At 69.7% G+C, this 21,279-nt stretch carries 23 protein-coding genes; 11 read left to right on the top strand and 12 right to left on the bottom strand.

All coding sequences use genetic code 11. The features are described 5' to 3' along the window. Nucleotides 1-51: 51 nt before the first annotated feature. The 9 genes from ACZ5CR_RS32310 (at nucleotide 52) to ACZ5CR_RS32350 (ending at nucleotide 7,877) form a co-directional block, all read left to right on the top strand. The gene (locus ACZ5CR_RS32310) at nucleotides 52-1,353 is read left to right on the top strand and encodes a VWA domain-containing protein (RefSeq protein ID WP_468864000.1); all 1,302 of its coding nucleotides are present in this window, start codon (nucleotides 52-54) and stop codon (nucleotides 1,351-1,353) included. Next, nucleotides 1,353-2,138 carry a hypothetical protein gene (locus tag ACZ5CR_RS32315; protein WP_468864002.1) on the top strand — a complete coding sequence of 262 codons (786 nt, stop codon included), beginning with the start codon at nucleotides 1,353-1,355 and terminating at the stop codon, nucleotides 2,136-2,138. The genes ACZ5CR_RS32310 and ACZ5CR_RS32315 overlap by 1 nt, the downstream gene beginning before the upstream one ends. Nucleotides 2,139-2,203: 65 nt before the next feature. Then, nucleotides 2,204-2,797, top strand: a complete 594-nt coding sequence (locus ACZ5CR_RS32320; RefSeq protein ID WP_468864005.1) for a histidine phosphatase family protein — start codon at nucleotides 2,204-2,206, stop codon at nucleotides 2,795-2,797. Nucleotides 2,798-2,851: 54 nt separating this feature from the next. Continuing rightward, nucleotides 2,852-3,436 carry a TerD family protein gene (locus ACZ5CR_RS32325; protein WP_453528504.1) on the top strand — a complete coding sequence of 195 codons (585 nt, stop codon included), beginning with the start codon at nucleotides 2,852-2,854 and terminating at the stop codon, nucleotides 3,434-3,436. A gap of 183 nt (nucleotides 3,437-3,619) precedes the next feature. Next, a complete protein-coding gene (locus tag ACZ5CR_RS32330; RefSeq protein ID WP_468864007.1) occupies nucleotides 3,620-4,525 on the top strand; it encodes a TIGR03619 family F420-dependent LLM class oxidoreductase in 906 nt (301 codons plus the stop codon). A gap of 134 nt (nucleotides 4,526-4,659) precedes the next feature. Next, entirely contained in the window at nucleotides 4,660-5,301 is a 642-nt protein-coding gene (locus ACZ5CR_RS32335) for a hypothetical protein (RefSeq protein WP_468864009.1), read from the top strand. 77 nt (nucleotides 5,302-5,378) lie between these two features. Continuing rightward, entirely contained in the window at nucleotides 5,379-5,801 is a 423-nt protein-coding gene (locus ACZ5CR_RS32340) for an acyl-CoA thioesterase (protein WP_468864011.1), read from the top strand. 115 nt (nucleotides 5,802-5,916) lie between these two features. After that, nucleotides 5,917-6,729, top strand: coding sequence for an SAM-dependent methyltransferase (locus ACZ5CR_RS32345; RefSeq protein WP_468864013.1), 813 nt, complete (start codon nucleotides 5,917-5,919; stop codon nucleotides 6,727-6,729). A 215-nt stretch (nucleotides 6,730-6,944) separates the two neighbouring features. Then, nucleotides 6,945-7,877, top strand: a complete 933-nt coding sequence (locus ACZ5CR_RS32350; RefSeq protein WP_468864015.1) for a hypothetical protein — start codon at nucleotides 6,945-6,947, stop codon at nucleotides 7,875-7,877. Between the two features lie 134 nt (nucleotides 7,878-8,011). On the opposite strand, the gene proP is transcribed toward ACZ5CR_RS32350, so the two are convergent. Continuing rightward, a complete protein-coding gene (proP, locus tag ACZ5CR_RS32355; protein WP_468864018.1) occupies nucleotides 8,012-9,481 on the bottom strand; it encodes a glycine betaine/L-proline transporter ProP in 1,470 nt (489 codons plus the stop codon). A gap of 200 nt (nucleotides 9,482-9,681) precedes the next feature. Then, nucleotides 9,682-11,598: an alpha-L-fucosidase gene (locus ACZ5CR_RS32360; protein WP_468864020.1), complete on the bottom strand. Its 1,917-nt coding sequence runs from the start codon at nucleotides 11,596-11,598 to the stop codon at nucleotides 9,682-9,684. 438 nt (nucleotides 11,599-12,036) lie between these two features. Between ACZ5CR_RS32360 and ACZ5CR_RS32365 the strand changes: the two genes are divergently transcribed. Next, nucleotides 12,037-12,702 carry a response regulator gene (locus ACZ5CR_RS32365; RefSeq protein ID WP_468864023.1) on the top strand — a complete coding sequence of 222 codons (666 nt, stop codon included), beginning with the start codon at nucleotides 12,037-12,039 and terminating at the stop codon, nucleotides 12,700-12,702. Nucleotides 12,703-12,768: 66 nt separating this feature from the next. Here ACZ5CR_RS32365 and ACZ5CR_RS32370 read toward each other — a convergent pair whose 3' ends face one another. The 9 genes from ACZ5CR_RS32370 to ACZ5CR_RS32410 all read right to left on the bottom strand — a co-directional run bounded on the left by ACZ5CR_RS32370 (nucleotide 12,769) and on the right by ACZ5CR_RS32410 (nucleotide 20,002). Continuing rightward, nucleotides 12,769-13,596, bottom strand: a complete 828-nt coding sequence (locus tag ACZ5CR_RS32370) for a cyclase family protein (protein WP_468864025.1) — start codon at nucleotides 13,594-13,596, stop codon at nucleotides 12,769-12,771. A gap of 83 nt (nucleotides 13,597-13,679) precedes the next feature. After that, entirely contained in the window at nucleotides 13,680-14,642 is a 963-nt protein-coding gene (locus tag ACZ5CR_RS32375; protein WP_468864152.1) for a carbohydrate kinase family protein, read from the bottom strand. Nucleotides 14,643-14,679: 37 nt separating this feature from the next. Next, nucleotides 14,680-15,123, bottom strand: coding sequence for an SRPBCC family protein (locus ACZ5CR_RS32380; protein WP_468864026.1), 444 nt, complete (start codon nucleotides 15,121-15,123; stop codon nucleotides 14,680-14,682). A gap of 4 nt (nucleotides 15,124-15,127) precedes the next feature. After that, nucleotides 15,128-15,382 (bottom strand): acyl carrier protein, encoded by a 255-nt coding sequence (locus tag ACZ5CR_RS32385; RefSeq protein WP_468864028.1) that lies wholly within the window; start codon nucleotides 15,380-15,382, stop codon nucleotides 15,128-15,130. 130 nt (nucleotides 15,383-15,512) lie between these two features. Continuing rightward, complete coding sequence (gene acpS / locus ACZ5CR_RS32390; RefSeq protein ID WP_468864031.1) at nucleotides 15,513-15,941, bottom strand: holo-ACP synthase; 429 nt, start codon at nucleotides 15,939-15,941, stop codon at nucleotides 15,513-15,515. Continuing rightward, on the bottom strand, nucleotides 15,920-17,161 hold the full coding sequence (locus tag ACZ5CR_RS32395; RefSeq protein ID WP_468864033.1) for a beta-ketoacyl-[acyl-carrier-protein] synthase family protein: 1,242 nt from the start codon (nucleotides 17,159-17,161) through the stop codon (nucleotides 15,920-15,922). Before ACZ5CR_RS32395 ends, acpS begins: the two co-directional genes overlap by 22 nt. Further along, entirely contained in the window at nucleotides 17,158-18,453 is a 1,296-nt protein-coding gene (locus ACZ5CR_RS32400; protein WP_468864035.1) for a beta-ketoacyl-[acyl-carrier-protein] synthase family protein, read from the bottom strand. Before ACZ5CR_RS32400 ends, ACZ5CR_RS32395 begins: the two co-directional genes overlap by 4 nt. Continuing rightward, nucleotides 18,453-19,535 carry a methyltransferase domain-containing protein gene (locus tag ACZ5CR_RS32405; protein WP_468864037.1) on the bottom strand — a complete coding sequence of 361 codons (1,083 nt, stop codon included), beginning with the start codon at nucleotides 19,533-19,535 and terminating at the stop codon, nucleotides 18,453-18,455. The genes ACZ5CR_RS32400 and ACZ5CR_RS32405 overlap by 1 nt, the downstream gene beginning before the upstream one ends. Next, the gene (locus ACZ5CR_RS32410; RefSeq protein WP_468864039.1) at nucleotides 19,532-20,002 is read right to left on the bottom strand and encodes a cupin domain-containing protein; all 471 of its coding nucleotides are present in this window, start codon (nucleotides 20,000-20,002) and stop codon (nucleotides 19,532-19,534) included. The genes ACZ5CR_RS32405 and ACZ5CR_RS32410 overlap by 4 nt, the downstream gene beginning before the upstream one ends. 258 nt (nucleotides 20,003-20,260) lie before the next feature. On the opposite strand from ACZ5CR_RS32410, the gene ACZ5CR_RS32415 reads away from it, so the two are divergent. Then, nucleotides 20,261-20,707, top strand: a complete 447-nt coding sequence (locus tag ACZ5CR_RS32415; protein WP_468864042.1) for a hypothetical protein — start codon at nucleotides 20,261-20,263, stop codon at nucleotides 20,705-20,707. Here the strand turns inward: ACZ5CR_RS32415 and ACZ5CR_RS32420 are convergent. Beyond that, entirely contained in the window at nucleotides 20,676-21,113 is a 438-nt protein-coding gene (locus ACZ5CR_RS32420; protein ID WP_468864044.1) for a winged helix-turn-helix transcriptional regulator, read from the bottom strand. The two genes, ACZ5CR_RS32415 and ACZ5CR_RS32420, sit on opposite strands and share 32 nt — an antisense overlap. Nucleotides 21,114-21,279: the final 166 nt, after the last annotated feature.

Raw genomic sequence — 21,279 nt, forward strand, 5'->3', positions numbered from 1 at the left:
ATACCCACCTGCGGGTTTGGGTATGCACGCCAAGATCAATAAGATTCCGCGATGATCACAAGACAACGGCTGGCGGCCGGGGCTCTCGCCCTGCTCGCCGCCATGACCGCCGGGCTCGGCACGGCGGGCCCCGCGGCCGCCGAAGCCGATGAACCGGCACAGCCCTCACCCAAGGTCGAGCTGGTGCTCGACGTCAGCGGTTCGATGCGGGCCCGCGACATCGACGGCAAGTCCCGGATGGCGGCGGCGAAGCAGGCGTTCAACGAGGTTCTCGACGCCACGCCGGACGAAGTCCAGCTCGGCATAAGGACGTTGGGCGCCAACTACCACGGCGACGACCGCAAGACGGGCTGCAAGGACACCGAGCTCCTCTACCCCGTCGCGGAGCTCGACCGCGACAAGCGCACCGAGGCGAAGACCGCGGTGGCCACGCTCGCGCCCACCGGCTGGACGCCGATCGGCCCCACGCTCCTGAAGGCCGCCGACGACCTCAAGGACGACAACACCGAGCGCAGCCGCCGTATCGTCCTCATCTCCGACGGCGAGGACACCTGCCAGCCGCTCGACCCCTGCGAAGTGGCCCGCAAGATCGCCGCCGAGGGCATCCACCTCACCGTCGACACGCTCGGCCTCGTGCCGGACGCCAAGACCCGCGACCAGCTGAGCTGCATCGCGGAGGCCACCGGCGGTACGTACACGTCGGTGCGGCACACCGATGAACTCTCCGGCCGCGTCAAGCAGCTGGTGGACCGCGCGGCGGACCCCGTCGCCACCCCGGTGGCGGCGAAGGGCGCCGCTCAGTGCACCGACGCCCCGCAGCTCAAGGCGGGCGTCTACACCGACCGTGAGAAGTTCGGCGAGCACCGCTGGTACCGCGTCGACGTCGAGCCCGGCCAGGAGCTGCGCGCTTCCGTCAGCGTCGGCGCCGACCGCGCGGTCAACCAGGACTACGGCGTACTGCTGCGGGCCTCGACCGTGCACGGACGCGAGATCGTACGGGGCTCCGAGGCGGGTGACGGACGTACGGACGTGATCTCGACCGGCCTGCGCTATCCGAAGCCCGAGGGGGACGACGAAGAGAACACGGACGGGGGCGAGCCCGCCGCGGAGACCGTATGTCTCCAGGTGAGCAACTCCTTCTCGGCGCCCGCCTCCGTCAAGACGGCTCCGGGTCTGCCCGTCGAGCTGGCCGTCGACCTGGTGGACGCGCCCGACGAGGCGTCGGACGTGGCGTCCTTCGGCCTGGGCAACGGCTGGTGGCTGCTCGGCGCCCTGATCCTCACCGGCTTCGTCGCCGGTCTGGTCTGGGGCTGGGTCTCGCGCTGGCGCTTCGCGGTCTGGAGGACCAACTGATGCGTACGACACGTGTGTTGAGCCGGGCCGGGCTCCTTGCGGGGGCCGCGCTGCTCGCTCTGTGCGGGACGGCGGGGGCCGCCATGGCCGACTCCGGTGACGACGAGTCCACCGAGCCGACCGAGGCCGGTACGTCCTTCCGTACGGCGACGGCGATCCAGCTGGACCAGGAGGCCACCGCGGAGGCGTCCACCGGCGACTACCTGTACTGGTCGTTCCCGGCGGACGCCGGACAGCGCCCCACCGTGCACGCCACGGTGAAGCTGCCCGAGGGCACCGCCCGGCACGGCGACTCCACCTGGCAGGTGGACGTCTACGACGGGCTGCGGCGCCATCAGGCGTGCCGGTTCGGCGCGCAGACCAGAGCAGCGGCGCAGGACGCCGCCACGGTCGAGCTGTCCTGCACCCTGCGCACGGTGCGGGGCTGGGCGGAGCCGTGGGCGAACGACCCGCTGCCCGGCACGTACTACGCGCGCCTGACGGTCACCGGCCTCAAGGCGGACGACCTGGGTCTGCCGATGCGGGCCGGGGCGTTGGTCACGTCGAGCGACGCGGGCGGCGCGATGGCGGTGGACGGCTCGCTGGCGAAGCCGCTGGTGCCGGGGATCGGCACGAAGATGGAGGCGGCGTCCAGTGAGCCGGAGGACGGCTGGTCGTCTGGCTTGTGGTCGTCCCGCTGGCTGTGGACCGCGGCCGGTGGTGTGCTCGGTGCCCTCGCGGGCATCGGGGGGTACTGCTTGACGCGCGGCTCGGGCCGCCCGGCGCGCGTACCTGCGGGGATCTAACCTCGGTGGTGGCCGGACCGGGTCTTTTGGACCGGTCACCACCGACAGACAGGAAGTTGCGCACCATGGGTGATCTGCTCCTCGTCCGGCACGGCGAGACCCAGTGGTCGCTGTCCGGACAGCACACGAGCTGGACGGACATCCCGCTCACCGAGAACGGCAGGGAGCAGGCTCGGGGGCTGGCGCCGCTGGTGGGGCGGTTCCGGATCGGGGCGGCGTTCGTGAGCCCCCGGGAGCGGGCCCGGGACACGGCGGAGCTGGCCGGGTTCCCGAACGCCTTCGTCGACGCCGACCTGAGCGAGTGGGACTACGGGGCGTACGAGGGTGTCACGACGGTGGAGATCCACCGCACCCGCCCCGACTGGTATCTGTTCACGGACGGAGTGGCCGCGGGCCCCGCCGAGCACCCGGGTGAGACTCCGGAGCAGGTCGGTGAGCGGGCCGACCGGATGCTGGCCAAGGTCGACGCGGCTCTCAGCAACAACGAGGGCAGTGTGGTGCTCTTCGCCCACTCCCACTTCCTGCGGGTCCTGACGGCTCGGCGCCTCGGGCTCCCGGCGTCCGGTGGGGCGTTGTTCCAGCTGGCGACGGGGACGGTGTGCCGCCTCAGCACGGAGCACGGCCGCCCGGTGGTGGCGAGCTGGAACATCCGCCCGTGAAACCAGGCAGACTCTGTCTCATATAGCACTCTCATCATTAAGAATGGATCACGAATGATCACGCTCAAGAAGGAAGACGGACCGGCTGATCTGGGCGGAGTGACCCACCTGACCATAGGGGTGTCCTGGGACCCGACCGTGGGCAGCAGCGGCGGCCTGATGGGCAAGCTCCGCCAGAAGACGGGCACCGACCTCGACCTGATCGCCATCGCGATGGCGGGTGCGGACCCGGTGCGCCTCGCCGGTCTCGACTCGCTCGACCCGCTGGGCAACGGCTCGCTGGTGCACAGCGGGGACAACCAGACCGGCAAGGGCGACGGCGACGACGAGACGGTGACCGTCGAATTCCAGCGCGTGCCGGACAACATCACGTCCATCGTGTTCGTCGCCGCCGCGTACAAGAAGCGCAGCGCCTTCCAGAACGCGCGCAACATCAGCTTCAAGGTGTACGACGCCACGGGCGGCAGCACCCAGCAGGTCGCCGACATCTGGCCGAGCCTGCTCACCAACGACAACGGCTGCGCCGTGGCCAAGGCGATGCGGGACGGTGGGAGCTGGAAGCTCCAGGTCATCAACGAGACCGGGAAGATCAAGCAGGGCGACGAGCAGGCCCTGATGCGTTTCGCCATGAGCAAGTAGCGGGAACTGCGGGGGGAACTGCGGAAGTCCGGGTCGGCCGGGGAGACCGGCCGACCCGGTCGAGGACCTGCCTCGGGTTCGACACGCACTCCGGTTCGGCACGCACTCCTGTTGGACACACACCTCGGCTCGACACACACCCCGGTTCGACACACACCCCGAAGATCATCAAGACTTGCCGCCATGCGATACGGCGTTAACCTCCTCAATTTCGGCTCCGGCACCACCCCCGACTCCCTCGTCCGGCAGGCCACGGACGCCCGCGACATCGGGTTCGGCTTCGCGATGATCTCCGACCACATCACGGTCACACCTGACGTGCACTCGGTCTATCCGGCGCCGTTCTACGACCAGTTCGTACTCGCCGCGCACCTCGCGGGCCGCGTACCGGGACTGCGGCTCGGCACGACGATCACGGTGATCCCCTACCGCCACCCGCTCCAGACCGCCCGCCTCGCCGCCAACATCGACCAGCTGAACGACGCCGGGTTCATCCTGGGCGCCGGTGTCGGCTGGTCCCGCGCCGAGTACGAGGCCCTTGGCGTCCCCTTCGACGAGCGCGGCGCCATCACGGACGAGTACCTCGCCGCGATCCGCGCGTCATGGTCCCAGGAGACGACCTCGTTCCAGGGGCGCTACGTCGCCTACGAAGGCATCCACAACGCTCCCCTCCCCGCGGCTCAGCTGCCCGTCTGGGTCGGCGGCAACTCCCCCGCGGCCCAGCGCCGCGCGGCCCGCCTCGGCGAGGGCTGGCACCCGTTCATGCCGACGCTCGACGTTCTGCGGACGGCACTGCCCCGGATCGCGGCGGAGGCCGAGGCCGCGGGGCGCCCCGCGCCGGACCTCGTGCCCCGCCTCCAGCTCCGGCTCGCCCCGCAGCCGGACACGGCGGAGCGCCCCCTCGGGCACGGCAGCGTCGACCAGCTCCGCGCCGACCTGGAGACACTGGCCGGGCTCGGCGCCACGGACATCTTGCTCGACACCTACCCCGGTACGCCCGCCGAGCGCGGCACCGCCGACGACGACCGGCGCACGCTCGACCTCGTCGCCGAGAAGGTGGTCGACCTCGCCACGGGAACGGTTCGCTGAGGCGGCGGCCCGTCATCGACCGGCGTCCACCGGCGTCCACCGGCGTCCACCGGAAACTGAGGTCCCGGGGCCGTTGTCAGTGGCACGAGGCACTATCGGAACCAGGCGAAGAAGACCTGGGAAGAGGTGGGCTCATGACGAAGCCTCCGACGGCGGCTCAGCGGCGCGTCATCGAGGCCGCGGACCCGGCGACGGGCCGTCTCACCGGGAGCGAGGCACAGCTGGCGGGACTCGTGCGGCACCGCCTCGCCTTCCGGCACCCCCGGCCGCCGCACGCCTGTTTCCTGACGCCCGAAGGCCATCGCGTACGGGAAGAGGCCTGGCCGGGTCCCTCTGCCGAGGTCCCTGCCCCTCCCCCGGCCGCCCCAGCCGCCTCCGGCCTCTTCGCCGCCCGCACCGGCGCCGAGCCCCTACCCCCGCAGGACTCCGGGAGCCCGGCCCGCGCCCGCGACGTACGCAGCGCCTGGGAAGGTCTCCTGGAGATGCGCCGCATGACCAATCCGGACGGCGCGCGGGACCGCCCCTGCGCCTGGGAGCGGACGCATCTGGTGCAGGCCGCGGCGCTGGCGCTGGAGGCGGCGGGCTGTTCGCCGGGGCCCGAGGGCTATCGGGTGAGCGAGACTCCGCAGCCCGAGGCCGTCGCCGTGCGCGATGTGGCGCCCGACAGCCTTCGGGCATGCGCGAGCGCGCTGGAGGCCGCGGGGTGGCAGGTCAGCGAACACGCCGAGCGGACCCGCGGCGCCCGCTATCTCCTTGCCTCGCCGCGGAGGGGATAGCGGCTGGGGCAGCGGCAGGGATGGTCGGAGGGGCAGTGAACAGCAGGTATCCGTGTGGAACCGTCGAAGGGAATGTCGTGGCGGAGCCGTTTTCCGTGAGCATCAGTGTCCGTGGGTACGAGACGGACGCACAGGGTCACGTCAACCAGGCCGTCTACCTCCAGTACGCCGAGCACGCCCGCTGGTCGGTGCTGCGCGCGGCGGGCATCGAACAGGCCGATCTGCTGGCCAAAGGGGTGGGTCCGGTCGCCCTGGAGAACACCATCCGCTACTTCAGCGAGCTGCGCGCGGGCGACGAGGTGGAGGTGACCTGTGTGTTCGTGTGGGGCGAGCGCAAGACGTTCCGCATCGAACAGTCGATCCGCAAGGCGGACGGAACGGAAGCCGCTGAGTTGCGCTCCGTCGGCGGTCTCCTGGACCTCAGTGAACGGCAGATGGTGCGGGATCCGCGCGAGTACTTCAGGGCGCTGGCCGACGACCCGACGGTGATCGGCCTCTGAGCGGCCTTCGGCGAAAGGCGAGTTGAGGGTGCTGGTCGGGGACGCGGGAACTAGATTGACAGGTGATCGTTCTTTCAATCAACAAGCAGGCCCGTTCACCCACAGGAGGACCCTCGTGTCGGATCGCGACCCCCAAGCCGACGCCGCAGCGGACATACGCGCGCGCATCGACACCAGCACGCCGCACTCCGCGCGCTTTTGGAACTACTTCGTGGGCGGCAAGGACAACTACGAGAAGGACCGCGAACTCGGCGACCACATCAAGGGCATCCACCCCGGCCTCGTCGACGTGGCGCGCCTGAGCCGGCAGTTCCTCGGCCGCGCCGTCCGTCATCTCGCGACGGAGCAGGGTGTCCGCCAGTTCCTGGACATCGGCACGGGCCTGCCGACCGCCGACAACACGCACGAGGTCGCCCAGCGCGTGGCCCCGGACTCCCGGATCGTGTACGTGGACAACGACCCGCTCGTCCTGGCCCACGCCCGCGCGCTGCTCACCAGTACGCCCGAGGGCGTCACCGCGTACATCGACGCCGACCTCTACGACCCCAAGGCGATCCTGAAGTCCGCGAGCGCGACCCTGGATCTCTCCAAGCCGGTCGCGCTGATGATCCTCAACACCCTGGGCCACGTGGCCGATTACCAGCAGGCGCGTGATCTGGTGTCGCAGCTCATGGCGGGCCTGCCGTCGGGCAGTTACCTCGTGATCAGCGACAGCACCGCCACCAGCGATGGCATGATCGCGGCGTCGAACGCGTACAACAAGAGCGGCGCGATCCCTTACCACGTACGCGGCGTCGAGGAGATCGGCGGCTTCTTCGACGGCCTGGACCTCGTCGAGCCCGGCGTCTCCCAGGTCACCCGCTGGCGCCCGGAGGCCGAGGACGCGACGCCGGTAGACGCGTACGGCGCGGTGGCGCGCAAGCCGTAGCCACCCGTGCGCGCACGGAGCGGCGGTGCGGGGGCTGGTGCGGGGCAGCCGAGCAGGCGCAGACCGGGCAGCAGCACCGCGAACCTGCCCCGGCGGCGTGCGCCCGCCCGTTAGACCAGTTCAGGTAGCCGCCTTGCCCTGACGGCGGCCGGGCCATTACGGTCCGGCCAGCCGTGAATCTACGCGCGTCGCAACCGAGCGAGAGGTCCCTGACCATGCGTAAGACCGTCCTGACCGCATTTACCGTGATCGGCACGGGAGTTGCCGTGGCGCTCAGCACCGGGCTTTCCACGGCTCAGCCGAAGGCCGCCTCGTGGCAGCAGGTCGGGGACGACATCAAGTCGGGCATCAGCGGCCTCACCGTCACCTCGCGTTCGGGTGACAATCTGCGCACCCTCGTCGTACGCGACAACAAGGAGCCCGGCGAGAACCGCATCGCCGAGGTCACCTACCGCCCCGGCCAGGCAGCCGAGGTCTCGCCGATCTCCTGGCACGGCGGCGCCGAGCCCATCGACCTGGAGGCGCTCGACGCGGTGCCGGGGACGTCCGACGAGTTCGTGGCCCTGGCCAGCCGCGGGCTCGCCTATCACCTCAAGCTGACCGACGCCGGGGAGTCCGTGCAGGTCCTGGACATCGCCCCGCTGCCCGCGATCGGCACGGACGACAACTTCGAGAGCTTCTCGCTGACCTCGAGGCACGGGGAGACGGCGGCGGTCTGGGCGGACCGGGGCGAGGGCGAGGACCGCCCCGCGACGCTGTACGCGGCACCGTTCTCGATCAACTCCTACGATGAGGCGCAGTTCGGGCCGGTGGACAAGGCGACGTTCCGTGCGCCGTACCCGGAGGGGGACGTGCGCCACGCCTCGGACATCGAGGTGACCAAGTCGGGCCGCCTGCTGGTCAGTTCGGCGTCCGACGCCGGAGACGACGGTCCTTTCGACTCCGCCGTGAGCGACGCAGGCAAGCTGTCCGTCTCCTCCGACGGGAACGTACGGCTGTCCGTCGCCAAGTCGCCCGAGGTCCTGGAGAAGTTCGACGGCCACAAGATCGAAGCGCTGCGCTGCGCCCCCGGCTCCCACCTCGCGGCCCTGGGCACGGACAACGAGAACACGGGCGGCGCCCTCACCACGCGCCGCCTCTGCGACTGACCCCGGCGACGACGAACCCTTGACCTGTTCGACGCCTTCGGCAGCAAGGAGAAGACGGCGCCCGCCCATGTGGGCGGGCACACCGGCACACCGACACCGGCCCGCCGTAGCAGCGGGCCGCGTCCACGTCGGCGTCAAGGACGCTGTGCCGCCACCAGTTCCCGCGCTTCCTCGTCCGTCGCGACCGACGGCGGGGAGCCCTCCAGGGGCTTGCGGGCCGTCTCCTTCATCGCGGCCACCGCGATGATGCCGACCAGGCCCGCGAGCATCGTGTAGAACGCGGGCATCAGGTCGTTGCCGGTCGCGCCGATCAGAGCCGCCACCACCAGCGGGGTCGTACCGCCGAAGAGCGAGACCGAGATGTTGAAGCCGATGGAGAGCGAGCCGTAGCGGACGTCCGTGGGGAACAGGGCGGGGAGCGAGGAGGACATCACGCCCAGGTAGCAGACCAGGGAGAGGCCGAGGATGAGCAGGCCGGTGAAGACCGCCACCGTGCCGCCCTGCTTGATAAGCAGGAAGGCCGGGATCGCCAGGACGAAGAAGCCCACCGAGCCCGCCATCAGGACCGGCTTGCGGCCGATGCGGTCGGAGAGGCGGCCGACCGAGTTGATGAGCGCCATCAGGATCAGCATGACGACAACGATGGACATCAGGCCACCGGTCTCGCCGAAGCCGAGCTGCGTCAGATACGTCGGCATGTAGGACAGCAGCATGTAGTCGGTGACGTTGAACGCGGCGACAAGCGCGATGCAGAGCAGCATCGCCCGCCACTGGCCGAAGAAGGAGTCCTTGAAGGACTTCTTCTGGCGTTCGGCGGCAGGCCCGCTCTCCGCTTCCGCCATCTTCTGGAAGGCGGGCGACTCGTCGAGCTTCAGCCGCAGGTAGAGGCCGATGAGGCCGAGCGGTGCCGCCACCAGGAACGGGATGCGCCAGCCCCAGGACTGCATGGCGTCGTCGCTCAGCCCGATGGTCAGGGCGGTGACGAGAACGGCGGCGACGGTGTAGCCGATCAGGGTGCCGAACTCCAGGAAGGAACCCCAGAATCCGCGGCGCTTGTCGGGTGCGTACTCGGCGATGAACGTCGCGGCGCCACCGTACTCACCGCCCGTGGAGAAGCCCTGCACCATGCGGCAGAGGACGAGGAGGACCGGGGCCCAGACGCCGATGGTGGTGTAGCTGGGGATCAGGCCGATCGCCAGGGTCGCCGACGCCATCATGATCATGGTCAGCGCGAGGATCTTCTTGCGGCCGACCCGGTCACCGAGGGGTCCGAAGACCATGCCGCCGATGGGGCGCACGAGGAAGGCCGCCGCGAAGGTGGCGAGGGAGGAGAGGGTCTGCGCGGTGTCGTTGCCGGAGGGGAAGAACTCCTTGCCGATGATGACCGCGAGATAGGCGTAGACGCCGAAGTCGTACCACTCCATGGCGTTGCCGAGCGCGGTCGCCTTGACCGCCCGCCTCACCTGTATCTCTTCGGTGACGGTGATGTCCGACTGGCGCAGGCGCGGGTTCTTGCGGCGGTGGATCGCGCGGAAGAGCGCGCGATGGCGCGCTAGGGCCTCCGGAGCGGGTGCCGGTGTTTCAGGTGCTTCGGGCGCGCTCACGGGGCAGTCACTCTCTCGGTCGGCAATAGGCGTTCATCGATGCCCTGACCTGGGTGGCCGGACAACGACAATCCGTCGTCTGCCCTGCTGGGCGAGATCAACACTCCCCATTCCGGAGAATGGAAAATGCCTGCCATTGGTCCTGACCGCGAGGGCCCCAAGTCCCGAATCCGCAGGACTTGGGGCCCGACCACGTGAGGTCAGCGCGCGTGCGCGTACAGCTGCGTCGCGGGCACGATCTGCTGTTCCTGGCCGGGGCTCGACCAGAGCAGCTTCAGGTGGGCCTCGCCGGTCTGTTCCGCGTACTCGACCTTGATCGAGTGGCGCTTGCCCGCGGTGAGGGCGACCTGGGCCTTGTCGATCTTCGGCTCGTGCGGCGTCCAGGAGTCGATGACCAGCTTGCCGTCGATCCACACCCGTGCCATGTCGTCCGAGACGGTCGTCAGGGTGTACGTCTCCGAGCGGCGCGGCTCCAGGCTGCCGCTCCAGCGGATACTGAACTCGTCGGAGGGGATGCTGGCGGCCGGTGAACCCTCGTACTTCCAGGCGTGGTTGAGGGTGCGGTCGGTGCGGGTGATCTTCGGGGCGCCGGTCAGCTCTGCGTTGTCGAAGATCTCCTGCTTCAGGCCCCTGCCCTTGCCGGGGCGGGCCGTCGGGCCCGGGTCCACCTTCAGCTTGATGACCGTGGCGGTGTCATTGGTCGCCCCGCCGGACGGCTTCACGTCGATGCCGTCGCCGGACTTGGTGACCGTCACCTTCTGGCCGCTGCCGAGCACGCGTGCCGCCGTGACCTCGAAGTCCGTACGCGCCTTCAGATGCAGGGCGGCGCCGGACGCGGGCCACTGGGTGACCGCCGCGTAGAGCTTGTCGCCCTTGCGGCTGACCGAGCCCCAGTTCGGCTCCTCGACGAGTCCGCCGTAGCGCGCGCCGAACACCGCATCGCCCTGGCCCGACGTACGCAGCCAGTCGCCCATCTGCTTCAGGCGGTCGACGGAGGGCTGCGGGACGCGGCCGCGGGCGTCGGGGCCGACGTTCAGGAGGTAGTTGCCGCTGCGGGACGTCGTGGAGAGGAGGTTCCTGACCAGGGTGGACGACGATTTCCAGGCCGTGTCGTAGCGGGCGAAGCCCCAGTGGCCGTTGAGGGTCATGCAGGACTCCCAGAGCTGGCCGTCGACCGGGGCGCCGGGGATCTCCTGCTCGGGGGTGCCGTAGTCGCCGTCCACCACGCGGCGCTTGCCGACGCGGTTGTTGATGATCAGGTCCGGGTCGAGGCCGCGGAGGTAGGCCTCGAGGTTCTCGCCGTCCTTCGCCGTCCAGGGATTGTTGGGCTTGTCCGTGTCCCACTCGCCGTCGAACCACAGGAGCGCCGGGTCGTAGTTGTCGACCAGCTCCTTGAGCTGGGCGCGCATCCGCTTCTCGTACTTGGGGAAGGTGGCGGGGTCCGGGAAGTCCGGGTCGTGCCAGTCCCAGATCGAGTAGTAGAAGCCGAGCTTGATGCCCGCGTCGTCCGATGCCTTCTTCAGCTCGGCGAGGATGTCGCGCTTCTTGTCGAAGGAGGAGTGGTCGCGCAGGTTCCAGTCGTTGACCTTCGTGGGCCACATCGCGTACCCCTCGTGGTGCTTCGAGGTGATGACGATGTAACGCATTCCGGCGTCCTTGGCCGCCTTGACCACAGCCTTCGCGTCGAAGTCGGCCGGGTTGAACGTCGCGGCCTGCTTCTCGTACTCGGCCTTCGGAATGTCGCACTGGCGCTGGATCCACTCGGCGTCACGGCACACGGAGCCGTCGGCCTTCTTGTACTCGCCCTCAAGGTTGGAGTACGCGCCGAAGTGGATGAACATGCCGAAGCGGTCCTGCCGGAACCAGTTGGTGCGGTCGGCGGTGAAGGGGTCGTCGGCCGCGTGGTCGGTTCCCGGGCCGGTGGACGCGGACCGCTCGGGCGCCGGGGCGGCGGCTGCGGTTTCGGTCGCGCTCGTGGTTGCGGTCGTGGTCGCGGCTGCGGGGGGTTCCGTCGGGGCCGCGACCGCTGAGGGGACGGCGGTGGCGGCGAGGGCCGAGGCGAGGAGCAGGGCGATCCCGGTGACTCTTCGCCGGGTGCGGCTGAACTGTGTGCGCATGGGGGCGGCTCCCTGAGGTTGACGGGTCGCTCGGGAACGTAGGGTTGAATACATCGGATGTCAATGCGTCCAACTGAGCCCGATGGGGCCGATGTTGGCTCGAACATGCGACATCGCTCCGATGACTGGAGAGAGCGACCGAGGCCGCGTCGCTCCGGAGGCACCCGGCCGCCACCCCGCGCCGCACCTCGCTGCCGATTTCAATCGAATTCCGATCAATGCCCGAAAGGAATCTGTGACTCCAACAAACCTCCGCGCAACTCCGTTCGCATAATTTACTATTCACCGAAAGAGTCTTTGCGAGAGGGGTGTAGCATCACCTCAGGCAGATAATTCGTCGACGATGAAAATCAGCCAACGGGGGCGCGGAGCACAACACTTGATGTACCTCTGTTCTGATCTTTCACAGTCGTGAATGCGGAACCCTGGGGGATATCAGTGTCATCGATAAAGATCCTGCTCGTCGACAGCGAACAACTCGTGCTAGAAGGTTTCCGAAAGCTTCTCGACGGCTTTACGGAATTCTCCGTGGTGTCCATCGCGCACGACGCCGCCGCGGCCGTGGAGCATGTACGCGGGCACCGGCCGCAGATCGTCGTGATGGGGCTGGGCGTGCCCGGAACGGGCGGCGTGGACGCGATTCGGGCCATTCGCCGGGAGTCCGGCCACGTGCGCATCGTCATCCTCTCCTCCAACCAGCAGCCGGTCTATATGCGAGAGGCCTTCGTGGCCGGCGCCAACGCCTATCTCTCCCGCAGCATCGACGCGGACGAACTGCACGGGACGCTCCTCGCCGTGCACCGCGACGGCGCCGCGTTCACCGCGGCCACCGCGGGGCCGATACTGCAGCTCGTGGCGGGCCGCCACCGCGGCGACGACGCGGCGCTCTCGACACTGACCGAGCGCGAGCGGCAGATCCTGTCCCTGGTCGCCGACGAACACGAGACGGCCTGCATCGCCACTGCGCTAGGCATTCGCCCGAAGACCGTGCGCAACTATCTGAGCCGTATCTACGCCAAATTGGGCACCCCCAACCGTGTACAGACCGTCCTCTACGCAAAACGCTCTCTGGGCCACCAGGGAGGGCTCGTGACGGACCCGTGACGCACGGGTCCGTAATCTTCCGACACCGCACAGGGACACGTTTCCATTGCCCGTGCAATTGCCCATTCAATGTACGTCGGCCACCGCCCTGCACCATGCCGCGCCCGCGTCGGCAAGGGCTATGGGGAAGGCCATGAAGGTGAACGAGCCGCCTTGCGGGAGATCCCACAGTCGGGCCAATCCCTCAATCTGGATGAACTCCCGTTTCCTGCCGTGGAGATGCGTGGGCCACAGAGCCGCGGGATCACGCGTTCCGTAGAAGGACTCCACCATCGCTCGGGCGGGGCCGTCGAAACTCCAGCAGTCCGTGCCGAGCACCTTCACGCCGAGATCAAGCAGATGGTCGACGGCCCCGGGGGTGATGGCGGTGGACTCCGTGTAGTACGCGGGAGTGCCAAGACGCAGATCCGAGTCGGTGCGGAAGAGCACCACTGTCCCCGGCCCGACCGCCGCACCGGCCGGACCGGCCGCATGCAGCGCCTCCTTCACGTCCGAGGCCGTGACGCGCCTCCCGCACTCCCTTACGTCGAGGACGACGCCGGGCCCGCGGAACCAGTCGAGCGGCAGGTCGAGGACCTTCTTCGCGGGCCTGCCCGCGCACTCGGGGCCGTAGTGGAAGGGTGCGTCCACGTGCGTGCCCTGGTGCACGGACATCCGGTAGAACTCGTTGGAGAGGAAGCAGCCGTCGGGCAGATCACGCGTGCGCAGTCGGCGGGCCCCGGTCAGCCAGCGCACGTAGTTGCGCCGCCGGTCCTTGCGGCTGTCCCCCGGCAATGCCCTGATCCTGCGCGACAGGTGGCGGATGCCGTCCCGGTGGAGCCACTGCTCGAACTCGACGCCGGGCGCACGGCGGCTGATGGGGATGCTCAGGTCTACGTACCTGCTCGGATGCATGTCGGTCTTTCCTTCTCTGTCGGTGACGCCTCGGTGCCTCGCTCGGTGCTCAGTGCTCGGCGCCTAGGTGCCTCGGTGCCGCCTTACGCGGCATAGGTGACCAGGCGGCGGATCGCGACCGCCGCCGTGTGGCCGTACGCCTCCCGGACCCGGTTGAGGAGGCGCCGTACGTCCATCGCGTACTCCTGTGTGCCGGTCGTCTCCAGGGCGAACGAGGCGAGTACGCAGCCCAGTTGAGCGGACCGCTCGTGCGGCGCCCCCTGGGCGAGCCCGGCGACGAAGCCCGCCCGGAACGCGTCCCCCGCCCCGCTCGGCTCGGCCACGGTGACCGAGCCGAGGGAGGGGACGAGAGACGGCTCATGGCCGAAGCGCTCGATCCGCGCCCCGGCGGGGCCGAGCGTGGTCACCCACGCTCCGACCCGGTCGAGGATCTGCGGACGGGTCAAGCCGGTGGCTTCCCTCAGCCGCACCGACTCGTCCTCATCGGTGAAGAGGCAACTCGCACCCGAGATCAGGTACTTGAGGTCGGCGCGGTCCATCCCGGCGATCTGCCAGGAAGGGTGGGCCACGAACGGCAGTCCCAGTGAGCGGCACTCCTCGGTGTGCCGGAGCATCGCGGACCGGTCGCCCGGCGCGACCACCACAAGCCCCAGACCGCCCGTGCGCTCCGCGACGGAACGCAGCGAGGGAAGCGAGTCGGTGGCGGCGGCCCGCATGGCGCCCGGCCGGAAGGTGCTCACCTGCTCCCCCTCGATGTCGGTCGTGCACACGTGACGCGCGGTGTGCTCCCCCGGCACGACGAGGACGGACTCGGTGTCGACCCCGTGCTGCTTGAGCCACACCTGGTAGTCGGCGAAGTCGGAGCCGACCGCGCCGACCAGGACCGGATCGAGGCCGAGCCCGCCGAGGCCGAAGGCGATGTTGGCACCGCCCCCGCCCCGGCGTATCTCGAGCCGCTCGGCGAGGAAGGCCAGGGACGCGGCGTGCAGCCGGCCCCCGACCAACCGCTCCGGGAACCGGCCCGGAAAGGTCATGAGGTGGTCCATCGCGATGACCCCCGTGACGGCGATGGGCACGGAGAGCTCAGACCCCGGACTCGATCTTCCGCTTGATGCCCGCCTGGTTCTGTCGTGTGTGCAGTTGCATGCGCTCCACGACGGTCGGCAGCGGGACATCAAAGGCTTCGTCGACCTCGAAGTCCTGGACCCAGGTCATCAAGGTCCCCTCGGGCACCTGCTGATAGCTCCACTTGAGATGCATGTAGCGGAACGGGAAGAGCGGATCGCGCCGCTCGGCGACCGCCGTCAGCTCACGGTGGTCCAGGAGCCGCCAGGAACTCCAGGTCGCACCCTCGGGGTTGGTCAGCTCGAAGAGGATCTCGGTCCAGCGACCGTCCCGCTCCTCGGAGACCACCTTGGCGTGGTTGTACTCGTCGAAGAGGTCCGGCCAGCGGCCGATGTCGTTGGTGACCTCGAAGACGCGCTGGGCGTCCGCCTCGATGACGACGCTGTTCTCGATCCTGGGCACCGTCTCAGCTCCCCACCGCGGCGACGCCGGCCGACAGCAGGCGCTCCACACAGTCGACGAGGTCGCCGAAGGTGCGGAAGCCGCCCTCGGCATCGGCGTCGACGCTGACGCCGAAGTGCTGTTCGAGGGCGACGACGACTTCGACCAGCTCGGTCGAGTCGATGTCGAGGTCCTCGGCCAGGCGCTGGTCGTCGGTCAGCTCCTCGTTCTTGAAGCCGGCACCGCGCATGACGGTGACCACGTTCTCGCGGATGTTCATGGAACTCACTTACTCCTTCGGGTAATTCAGGTGGTTGGCCTTGATGAGGTGCTACGGCCTCGGTCAGATGCGATGGCCGGTCGGCGACCGCGATCGTCACGACCCGGTCGGCGACCGCGATCGTCACGGCTCAGTCGGCGATCGCGATCGCCACCGCCACGCCCGCCTCGTGCGAGATGCTCACGTGCAGCCCGCTGTAGCCCGCGCGCCGGAACGCCTCGTCGGCCCGGCCGACCAGGCGGGGCACCGGTGCGCCCGACGCGTCGCGGCCGATCTCGACGTCGCGCCAGGCAAGGCCTTCGCCGTAGCCGCCGAGCGCCTTGCGCACGGCCTCCTTGGCTGCCAGGCGGCCCGCCATGCGGTACGCCCGGTGGCGGGGCGACGCGTCGTCGCACAGGGCTTGTTCATTGACCGTGAAGAGCCGCTCCAGGAGCCGCTGTCCACGCCGCTCGGCCATGGCGCGCAGACGTTCCACGTCGACGATGTCGATGCCCACCGCGCGGATGCCGGCCGACTGGGGCAGGACTCCTCGCGCTGTCAACGCCTCAGCAACAGACATGCGTTGACACCTCCGAGGCCGCGTGAGACCACCAGCGTGTGCTCGCATTCGGCCGCGGAACGCGCTTGCCCCGTGACCAGGTCGAGGTCGATCCCGGGAGCCCGGCGGTCCAGGTTCACGGTCGGCGGGAGCACCCCGTCGCGCATCGCCCGCAGCGCGAGCGCCGCGTCTGCCGGCGCGGCCGCCCCCAAGAGGTGGCCGAAGCCCGACTTGGGTGCGGTGACCGGGAGTTGGCGCGCGGTGGCGGGTCCGAACGCCTCGTGCAGCGCGTACCCCTCCGTCACGTCCTCGAACGGGATGCCCGAGCCGTGCGCGAAGACCGCTCCGATGTCGCCGCCGGAGATCCCGGCCCGTTCCGTCGCGGTGCGCATGGCACGGCCGAGTACCTCTCCGGTCGGCTCGACCGTGTAGTACGGCATGTAGCCGTCGGTGCTGACACCCCAGCCGGCGAGCTCGCCCAGGATCCGCGCCCCGCGCCGCTCGGCATGCTCGCGCCGCTCCATGACCAGGAACACCGCGCCTTCACCGAAGACGCTGCCGCCGTGGCCCGCGTCGAACGGCCGGTACAGCTCGTGCGGCGCGAGCGAACCGCGGGACTTGGCGCCGAGCCCGCTGGTCTCCATGCAGAGCCAGCCGTACGGCGACAGGGGCGCCTCCACCCCGCCCGCGATCACGACGTCGGCGCGGTCGCGCAGGAGCGCCTCGGCCCCGCCGATCAGCGCGTACGCACCGCTGGCCCGGTCGGCGACGAACGTGCGCGCCGGGCCCTTGATCCCCTGGTCGATACAGATGTTGCCCTGCGGCGCCGCGGGGAACCAGGCGGTCGCCTGATAGGGGCTGACCGCGCGCGGCCCGTCGGTCCACAGGTGGCGCAGCTCGCGCTCGGCGAACTCCCAGCCGCCCAGGATGTTGCCGACCATGACGCCGGTGCGCTCGGCCGACGCCTCTTCGCCCACGGTGACGCGGGCGTCCGCGAGGGCCTGGCGCACGGCGTGCACGGACAGGTGCGTGAAGCGGTCGGTGCGCTTGACGAAACGGGACGGCAGTTCCGCCTCGGCGTCGAAGTCCGACTGTCCTGCCGCCGAAGTGGCGTACCGCGAGGCGTCGAAGCGGTCGATGGCGGCGACCAGTGGGATACCTGCGCGCGCGCTGTCCCAGAGGGGATCGATGCCGATGCCCGCGGGCGTGACCGCGCCGATTCCGGTGATGACGATGCTCATCGGTGCGCACCTTCCCGCACGGCCCGCGTGACGAGCGCGGCGTGCAGCCCCGCGAATCCACTGGCGCCCTTGAGGATCGCCTCGCCGTGCCACGGGCGGCCTTCGCCCGGAACGTAGTCGAGGTCGCACGTCGGGTCGGGATTCTCGTAGTTGGCGGTCGGATGGACGAAGGAGTGCTTGCCCGCGAGGGCGCAGAGCACGATCTCCATGGCGCTCGCGGCAGACAGGGCGTGGCCGACCATCGACTTCGCCGAGTTCACCGGGATCTCGTGGGCGCGCTCGCCGAGGGCGAGCTTGAGGGCGCTGGTCTCGCAGGTGTCGTTCTGCGGGGTCGAGCTGCCGTGCGAGCTGACGTGGTCGATGTCCTCCGGACGCAGGCCGGCCTCCGCTACGGCCTGTGTCATGGCGCGGGTCAGGTCCTCGCCGTCGGAGAGCAGGTCGGTCATGTGCGCCGCGTTGGAGGTGTTCGAGAACCCGTCGACCGTCAGGTACGGCCTGGCCCCCCTGCGCTCCGCGTGCTCACGCGACTCCAGTACGACCACTCCGCAGCCCTCGCCGAGCACGAAGCCGTCACGGCCGGCGTCGTACGGGCGTGACGCGGCCTCGGGACGGTCGCCGTGGGAGCGCGAGAGACAGTTGATGATCTCGAAGGACGCCACCGTCACCGGAGTGATGGGCGCCTCCGTAGCCCCCGCGATCATCACGTCCGCCTCCCCGTGGCGGATCGCCTCGAAGGCGTGGCCGACCGCGTCGACGCCGCCGATGCAGCCGGTCGACAGGGTGACGCACGGGCCCTGCATACCGAACAGCGCAGAGAGGATCGTGCCCGGGGTGTTCGACATGGACGCGAGGTACAGGTCGCGGCCCGCCTTGGCGGGGTCGATGGGCCCCCGGCCCTCGTCGGTGACCCGCAGGAACTCCTCCTCCATCTTCGGGGTGCCACAGACCGCCGTGGACAGCGAGAGTCCGGCGCGCTCGGGGTCGTACGTGCCCGGGGCGAGCCCCGCGTCCCGTACGGCCTGGCAGGCGGCCACGACGGCGAACTGTGTGTACCGGTCGAGCCGTTGCACCTCGGGCGGAAGACCCGGTATCTGCTCCTCGAATCCGGAGACCTCAGCGATCGAGTCCGACACGAAGTCGAAGTCTTTGAAGAGCGCCGAACTCGTGATGTCGGAAAGGGGTTTCGTCACGCTCTTTCCCGCGGAGATCGTTTCCCATAATGCTTCGGTTCCTATTCCGGCCGGGCTTACCACGCCCAACCCGGTGACCACCACTTCTCGCACGTGAACCACTAACGCCTTTCTCCTGTGAGGACAGTGATGAGGCCGGGTGTGACGGATTCCTTTGCCGTCACCCCGTATTTCCGCATGACCGCGCGGTACGCGGATTCCTCCTGGATCCCGCCCGCCTCGGTGTTCACCAGGAGGCTGAGCGCGATCATCGGGCGGTGCAGGGCGGGCTCCCCCGGCGCCTGTCGCATGACGTCGACGACCAGCAGGGTGCCGCCGGGACACAGCAGCCGTGCGCACTCCTGGACGAGGCGCTCCGTGGCGTCGGGGCCCGCGAAGCGCCCCAGGTGCGACAGGACGACGGTGTCGAAACAGCCGTCGGGGAAGGGCGCCTTGGCGAAGTCGCCCGCGTAGTCCCTGGTCAAGTCGGCGGGGACGAAGCGGAACCGCTCCGAGACGCCGAACTCCACCGCCCGCTCGCGTGCGGCGTCGAGCAGTTCCGGGGAGTCATGGACCACCACCCTCGCCTTGGGGTCGGCAGCGGCCAGGGCGATGCCCCACTCGCCGGAACCCGCCGCGAAGTCCAGGACACGCCCCGCCTCCCCCGACAGCGAGAGCCCCCGCGGAGAGAGCTCCCGCACCACGCGGAAGGCGGCGCGCACCGCCACCGGGAACATCCCGGCGAACATCCCCGGGTACTGGCCCCGGCTCTCCGGATCACCCAGCTCACCGCCGCCGTGCCCGCCGGCCCGCACCAGTTCGGTGAGGCCGCTCCACTGGTCCCACTCCGCGAGTACGTCGGCGAAGTGCCGGCCGAGGTAACTGCGGCCGCCCTCGACCAGATAGGCGCGGGACACGTCGGTGAGCGTCCAGCTCTCCTCGGCACCGCCCGCGACCAGGCCCAGCTCCTCGAGCGCCGCGAGCAGCAGGCGTAGCGCCTCGGTGTCGCACGCCAGTTCGGCGGCGAGGCCGTGCGTGCCGCGCGGGCCCCGGACGAGACCGGTGAACACGCCGAGGTCCAGGGCCGTGCCGAGCACCCTGGCGCGGGCGAAGCCGAAGTTCAGGGCGAGGAGCGGGCCGGGGTCCGGCCCGTCCTCGTACGGAGCCAGGGCGCGGCTGGGGGCCGCGGCCGTCGGGGCACTCACTTGCTGCCCTCCGCGACCTTGTCGCCCGCCGTCGCCTTGCCGCCCTCCAGGAGGCTCACGTACTCGGGGTTCTGCGTGTACTCGTACGGGTCCTCGGAGAGGAAGACGTTCCGTACCGGGGGCCGCTCGCAGGGCGCCACGACCAGGAACCGGCAGGTCTGGTCCGGTCCCGTGACGAAGCCGTGGGGCTCGTTGCGGGGAATGAAGATGGCGTCACCGGGGCCGACTTCCTCGGTCTTGCCGAGCTCGGGCATGACGAGCCCCATCGAGCCTTCGAGCACATAGATCTCGTGCTCCCACTCGTGGTAATGCGGCGGTGTGGAGCCGTTCGGCGAGACCTCGAATTCGGTGAGGACGAAACGGTCGGCACCGTCCGGTGTGTCGATGAGCTTCCGGTGGGTGGTCTCTTTCGCTCCCGGCTCGCGGACTACTTCAGCCTTGACCGCGGTCCTGTGTACGCGCTTCATTTACTGCCTTTCTCGGGATTCTCTCCGGATGGGGGCGCTTTCAACGGCGCCGAAATCGAACGTAGGTCAGTGACGGTGGGCTCATCTATGGGCATAGACCGCCGCTGACGTCGGGACATGGAGCCGGACTTGCCTGGGATGGGGGCCCACAGGGGTGGGACAAAGTCCCGGTGCCTGGGCTAGGCTCCGGAGCACGCTGCTTCGGAAATCGAAGCAGCGTGCCTGAAGCAGCCGCAGCAGTCAGGAGGAGTGGCACTGATGAGCCTCGACATACGTGACTTACTGGCACCCGGCGTGCCCGACCGAACCCGGCTCCTGCTCGCGAGGGACGTCGTCTTCCACAGCCCTGTCGCCGACTACAGCGGGCGGGACGACGTGGCGCACCTGCTCCCGAAGATCGGGCAGTGCTTGACGGGGATCGAACCGCTGGGGGAGTTCACCGATGCGGGGACGGATGGGCAGGAACAGGGGCAGGAACAGGGGCAGGGACAGGAGCAGGGACAGGAGCAGGGGCGGCAGTGCGTGACGACGTTCACCGGGAAGGTGGGTGAGGAGTCCGTGGACGGCGCGTTCGTGCAACAGGTCGACGCCGAGGGTCAGTTGGCGGAGGCGACCTTGCTGATCCGGCCGCTCAGTACGCTGACGAGCGCCGTCCGGCAGATGCGCGACGCGCTCATCGCCGACCCTCTGCCGAGTCGGGGCTGACTTCAGGGCTGACGTCGAGGTTGACCTCAGAGCTGGCCTCAAGGCTGGCCTCAGGGCTGACACCAGGACTGACCTCGGCGCTGACCTCCGTCGCCCAGCGTCCGGCCCAGGCGTCCAGGGGGCGCAGGGCCTCGTGGGCCTCGCGGCCGAGTTCGGTCAGGGCGTAGGAGCTGTCGGGCAGCTGCCGCACCAGGCGGGCTTCGAGCAGCTCGGTCAGGCGCTGGCGCAGCACGCTGGACGACATCGCGTCGCACCGCTCCTGCAACGCACGGAACCCCAGCGGCTCCGCCCGCAGCTCCCAGACGATCCGCAGGCTCCAGCGCCGCCCGAACAGGTCGAGGGCGGCCATCAGAGGGCGACCCGTGGTGGAGGCGCGGGTCGGTCTGCCGGGCAGGGGTGCGGTCATCCGCTGACGCTAACACCGGGGGTACGAACACCGCGGGTTCGGACCCCGGGGCTTCGGGCGGAGGAGCGGTGCGGGACGACCGTGGTTCACTTCGCCACGGCATCTTGACCATGGTTCGTGGGCGGTTCATCGTGGTGCGCCGTCCAGCACTGCCCGGGCGCCCGCC

It is taken from the genome of Streptomyces sp. NPDC031274, from assembly GCF_055570235.1.